We start from the raw sequence: 4,773 nt of genomic DNA, 5'->3' as shown, positions 1-4,773 counted from the left end.
CCATGAGTCTCGATCCCGACATCGAAGCTTTGCTGGAGATGGTGGAGGCCGGCACCGTCAGCGGCGACCGCATTCCGTTCCCGCAGTTGACCGCCGCACAGGCGCGCGCGGATTTCGATGTGTCGTCGCCGCTGCTCGATGTCGATCCGGACCCGCTGGCCTTCGAGCATACGCTGTCGCTGCCGATGCGTGATGGCACCACCATCGCCGCGCGGCTTTTCGCGACGGCGGCACCCAACCCGGAGACGCCGCTGCCGGTCTTGCTCTACATGCATGGCGGCGGCTTTGTGGTTGGTAGTCTCGAGTCCCATCAGCCGCTGTGCCGGGGTCTGTCGCAGGGGAGTGGCGCGGCGGTGTTGTCGATCGCCTATCGCCTGGCGCCCGAGCACAAGTTTCCGACCGCCTTCGAGGATGCGCTGGATGCGCTGATCTGGATCGGCCGGGAAGGGCCTGCCGTGGGCTTCGATATCAGCCGGATCGCGGTCGGCGGCGACAGTGCCGGCGGCACGCTCGCTGCGGCTCTGGCCATTGCCGCGCGGGACGACCAGAGCCTGCCGCAGCCGGTGCTGCAGGTGCTGGCCTATCCCGGCCTCAGCGCCTGGCCGCAGTCGGAGTCCTATAGCCGCTATGGCTCCGGGTACCTGCTGGCGCGCGAGACCATCGACTGGTTCTTTGGGCAGTATTTGCGCGACGACAGCGATCGGACCGATTGGCGGTTCTCGCCGCTGTCGGCCCAGGATCTGTCAGGCGTTGCGCCGGCGCTGCTGGTGCTGGCGGAGTATGATCCGCTGGTGGACGAGGGGCGCGACTACGCGTCGCGGCTCAAGCAAGCAGGCGTCGACGTCGATCTGCGGCTATATGCCGGGATGATTCATGAATTCCTGCGGATGGGCAATGTGGTGCCGGATGCGCTGCGGGCGCAGGCGGTGATTGCCGAGGCCCTTGTTGCCGCATTCGGCGTGTCGCCGGCGAAGGTGTTGCAGCATGTCTGACACCAGCAAACCCGGTCTCATCTCGCGGCGCGCCTTGTTTGGCGCGGGCGCGGCCGTGGGCGGCGGCATGCTGCTGGGCCAGTGGCCCGCAGCCGCGGCATCCTCGGCGACACCGCGGATTGCCGCGCTGGGCTGGGCCTGCGCCCAGACCCTGCTGGCGCTCGGTGTGGTGCCGCAAGTCGTCCCGGAGATCGAGCGCTATGGCAAGCTTGTGGTCGAGCCGGAGGTGCCGTCCACCGTGCAGGAAATCGGCCTGCGCTCGGAGCCCAATCTCGAACTGCTGCAGAGTTTCGCGCCTGATATCATCATCATCGATCCCAGTCTCATGGCCGCGATGCCACGGCTGAAGCTGATTGCCCCTGTCGAGTTATTCACGATCTTCGTTCCCGGCCGTCGTCCGCTCGATACCGCGCGCGTCTCGACCGCCACGCTGGCGCGCCGCATTGGTGTGCAGGCCGCGTGCGATGCTTACCTTGCCAATTTCGACACCGCGATGGAGCGCTATGCCGTACAGCTCCGTGACTATCAGGGCGGCCCGCTTTGCCTGGTCAGCGAGCTGATCCGCAACCGCGCTTTGATCTTCGGTCCAAACAGTCTTTATCAGGACGTGCTCGACCGTCTCGGATTGAAGAATGCCTGGGCCGGGCAGACCAGCCTGTGGGGCCATGCCACCATCGGCCTGGAGGCACTGGCCGCGGTGCCTGCCGCGCGGCTGCTGCTGCTGAGTGCGCGGCTGGCCGATATCGAGGCCTTGCTCACCACCACGCCGGTCTTGCGAACCCTGCCGCTGCTGCGCACCGGCCAGATGACGGTGCTCTCAAATCATTTCTTCTATGGCGGCGTGCCTGCCGCCGAACGTTTCGCCCGCATGCTGGCCGAACGTCTGCCGAAAGATAATCATGCAAAAGGCTGATGCGCTGCCGCTGCAGCCGGATATCAGGGGCGTGATGCGCCCGGCGCTGCTGATCGTGATTCTGTTCGCGGCGGCCGCGGCGCTGGCTTGGCGTCAATGGACGGCGTTGTTGCCCATCTCCGCATGGGGCGCCGCGCTGCAGGCGCCTGACGTCAACGATGCCCGGCAGATGCTGATGCATTACACCGTGCTGCCGCGGATGGCCGTGGCGCTGCTGAGCGGCGCCGCGCTCGGGCTGGCTGGCACCGTCTGCCAGCAGGTGCTGCGCAATCCGCTGGCCGAGCCGACCACGCTGGGCGTGTCGGCGGCGGCGCAGCTGGCCGTGGCATCGGCGACATTGTGGGCGCCGTCATTGTTTGTGTTCGGCAAGGAATGGGTCGCCATGCTCGGCGGCTTTGCCGCGGTGCTGTGTGTGTTCGCGCTGGCCTGGCGCCGCGCGCTGTCGCCGGTGGCGCTGGTGTTGGCCGGGCTGATCGTTGCGTTCTATTGCGGCGCCGTCACCAACGTCCTGGTGTTGTTCAACCATGATTATCTGATCGGCCTGTTCATCTGGGGCGCCGGCTTTCTCAACCAGCAGGACTGGAGCGGGGTCACGTTTCTCGCGCCGCGGCTGCTGATCGCCGCGGTGCTGATTGCGTTGATGGTGCGGCCGCTGACACTGCTCGGCTTCGATGACGAGACCGCGCGCAATCTCGGGCTTGGCTTGACCGGGGCGCGGGTCTGCGCGCTGAGTGTGGCCATTGCGCTCAGCGCCTCAGTGGTGAGCCTGGTCGGCGTACTCGGCTTTGTCGGGCTTGCGGCGCCGGCGATGGTCATGCTGGCCGGCGCGCGTCGCTTTCGCGACCGGCTGATCTGGGCGCCGCTGTGTGGCGCCGGGCTGCTCTGGTTGACGGATCAACTGGTGCTGCTGATCCCATCAGGCTATCGCGAAATGCCGACGGGAGCCGCCACTGCGCTGCTCGGCGCACCGATGCTGCTGCTGCTGCTGCCCCGGCTGCGGACCACGGCGCCCGTCGGTGGCGTGAGCGAGGTGGTCGTGCCGCGCAGCGCGCATCCGTGGCGGCTGGTGCTCGCAGGATTCATTGCGCTGCTGCTGGTGGTCTGGATCGCGCTCGCGCTGGGCGTGGGCTCGGATGGCTGGCGCTGGAGCGGTCTCGGCGGCATCCACGAATTCTTGCCGTGGCGCTGGCCGCGTGTCGCATCGGCGCTCGCCGCCGGCGCCATGCTGGCCGTGGCCGGCACCCTGATGCAGCGCATGACTGGCAATCCCATGGCGGCCCCCGAGGTGATGGGAATCAGCTCCGGCGCCGCGATGGGACTGATCGTTCTCCTGTTTGTGTTTCCCGCGCACAGCCGGCTGCTGCAGATCGCGGCCGGCGCGATCGGCGCCTTCACCGTATTGGCCCTGGTGCTGCTGTTCAGCCGCCGCTCCGAGTTCAATCCGGATCGCCTGCTGCTGGCCGGTGTCGCGATGTCAGCAATTTTTGGGGCCGTCATCGCCATTGCGCTGGCGACCGGCGATCCGCGCATGGGGCAGTTGCTCACCTTGCTGGCCGGGTCGACCTATCAGATCGGCGGTGCGGAGGCCTCCGTGCTGCTCGTGATCGCCGCGGTCCTGTTGCTGTTCACGCCGGTGCTGTCGCGCTGGCTCGATATTCTGCCGCTGGGACAGGTCACGGCCCATGCGGTTGGAGTCTCGGTCGCGGCCAGCCGTGTCGCGGTCATGCTGGTCACCGCGCTTCTGACGGCGGCCGCCACGCTCGTCGTCGGCCCGCTGAGTTTCATCGGGCTGATGGCGCCGCACATGGCGCGGATGATGGGTGCTCAGCGCGCGCTGCATCAGATCGCGCTGGCCGCGGTGATCGGCGCGATCCTGATGGTGCTGGCGGACTGGGCCGGGCGCGTGATCATCTTCCCGTATCAGGTGCCGGCCGGGCTGTTCGCGACCCTGATCGGTGGTCCCTATCTGATGTGGCTGCTGCGGCCGCGGCGCGCGTGACGAACCGTCGGCGGGGGCCCGTCAACGCACGAAGCTGATCGGGTGTCCGCTGTCCGGGGAGGGAATGACGCCCATCGCGATGCCGTAGATCGCCTCGAGTTCATCCGGCGTCATGATCGCGGCAGGGGCACCGCGCGTGATCAGCTTGCCGCTGTGCAGCGCGATGATCTCGTCGCAGAACCGGGCCGCCATGTTGACGTCGTGCAGCACGATGACAACGCCGAGGTTGCGCTCCCGAGCAAGGCGCTGCACCAGCGACAGCACGTCGATCTGATGCGCCACGTCCAGCGCTGAAATCGGCTCGTCCAGCAGCAGGCATTGCGCGTCCTGCGCCACCAGCATCGCGATCCACACGCGCTGCCGTTCGCCACCGGACAGAGTGTCCACCAGCCGGTCCGCGAATGGTTCGATGTCGGTCAGCGCCATGGCCTCGGCGACCTTGGCGCGATCGGTGTCGCTGAAACGTCCGAGCGCGCCGTGCCAGGGATAGCGTCCCAGCGCCACCAGCTCTTTGACCAGCATGCCCGCGGCGGGCGGCGCCTGCTGCGGCAGGTAAGCCACCTTGCGCGCATACTGCCGGTCGTTCCAGTCTTTCAGCGGCCGCCCCTCGAAACGGATGGTGCCGGCCGAGCTCGGCTGCTGCCGTGCCAGCAGTTTCAGCAGGGTGGATTTGCCCGATCCGTTGTGCCCGATCAGGCCGACCACGCTGCGCGCCGGCAGGCTGAGCGTCAGCGGCTCCAGCAGCGTGCGTTCGGGAATGGCAAAGCTGACGCCATCCAGCTCGAACAAGGGCTCGGCGATCGCCTGTGAGGTCTCGGCTGCCGCGGCCGGCTGGAGCATCTGCATGGGATCACGTCTCGAAAGTGTCT

The 4,773-nt window shown here is 67.5% G+C and carries 4 protein-coding genes; 3 read left to right on the top strand and 1 reads right to left on the bottom strand.

Annotated elements, in window-relative coordinates:
• Nucleotides 1–2: 2 nt before the first annotated feature.
• Genes RS897_RS34925 through fhuB form a run of 3 tightly spaced genes read left to right on the top strand, consistent with a single transcriptional unit; the run spans nucleotide 3 to nucleotide 3,904 of the window.
• A complete protein-coding gene (locus tag RS897_RS34925; RefSeq protein WP_315833217.1) occupies nucleotides 3–992 on the top strand; it encodes an alpha/beta hydrolase in 990 nt (329 codons plus the stop codon).
• Nucleotides 985–1,905, top strand: coding sequence for an ABC transporter substrate-binding protein (locus RS897_RS34920; protein WP_315833216.1), 921 nt, complete (start codon nucleotides 985–987; stop codon nucleotides 1,903–1,905). Before RS897_RS34925 ends, RS897_RS34920 begins: the two co-directional genes overlap by 8 nt.
• Complete coding sequence (gene fhuB, locus RS897_RS34915; RefSeq protein WP_315833215.1) at nucleotides 1,892–3,904, top strand: Fe(3+)-hydroxamate ABC transporter permease FhuB; 2,013 nt, start codon at nucleotides 1,892–1,894, stop codon at nucleotides 3,902–3,904. The genes RS897_RS34920 and fhuB overlap by 14 nt, the downstream gene beginning before the upstream one ends.
• 21 nt (nucleotides 3,905–3,925) lie before the next feature.
• Here fhuB and RS897_RS34910 read toward each other — a convergent pair whose 3' ends face one another.
• Nucleotides 3,926–4,744, bottom strand: coding sequence for an ATP-binding cassette domain-containing protein (locus RS897_RS34910; protein WP_315838842.1), 819 nt, complete (start codon nucleotides 4,742–4,744; stop codon nucleotides 3,926–3,928).
• Nucleotides 4,745–4,773 lie beyond the last annotated feature (29 nt).

The sequence above is a fragment of the Bradyrhizobium prioriisuperbiae genome (assembly GCF_032397745.1).
Lineage (GTDB): Bacteria > Pseudomonadota > Alphaproteobacteria > Rhizobiales > Xanthobacteraceae > Bradyrhizobium_A > Bradyrhizobium_A prioriisuperbiae.
The sequence above is the reverse complement of the archived record's forward strand: the minus strand, read 5'-3'. Positions and strand labels throughout refer to the sequence as shown.

Bases quoted from the DNA above. Each gene is read 5' to 3' on its own strand.
- RS897_RS34925 (WP_315833217.1), top strand. From the start codon at position 3: ATGAGTCTCGATCCCGACATCGAAGCTTTGCTGGAGATGGTGGAGGCC.
- RS897_RS34920 (WP_315833216.1), top strand. From the start codon at position 985: ATGTCTGACACCAGCAAACCCGGTCTCATCTCGCGGCGCGCCTTGTTT.
- fhuB (WP_315833215.1), top strand. From the start codon at position 1,892: ATGCAAAAGGCTGATGCGCTGCCGCTGCAGCCGGATATCAGGGGCGTG.
- RS897_RS34910 (WP_315838842.1), bottom strand. From the start codon at position 4,744: ATGCTCCAGCCGGCCGCGGCAGCCGAGACCTCACAGGCGATCGCCGAG.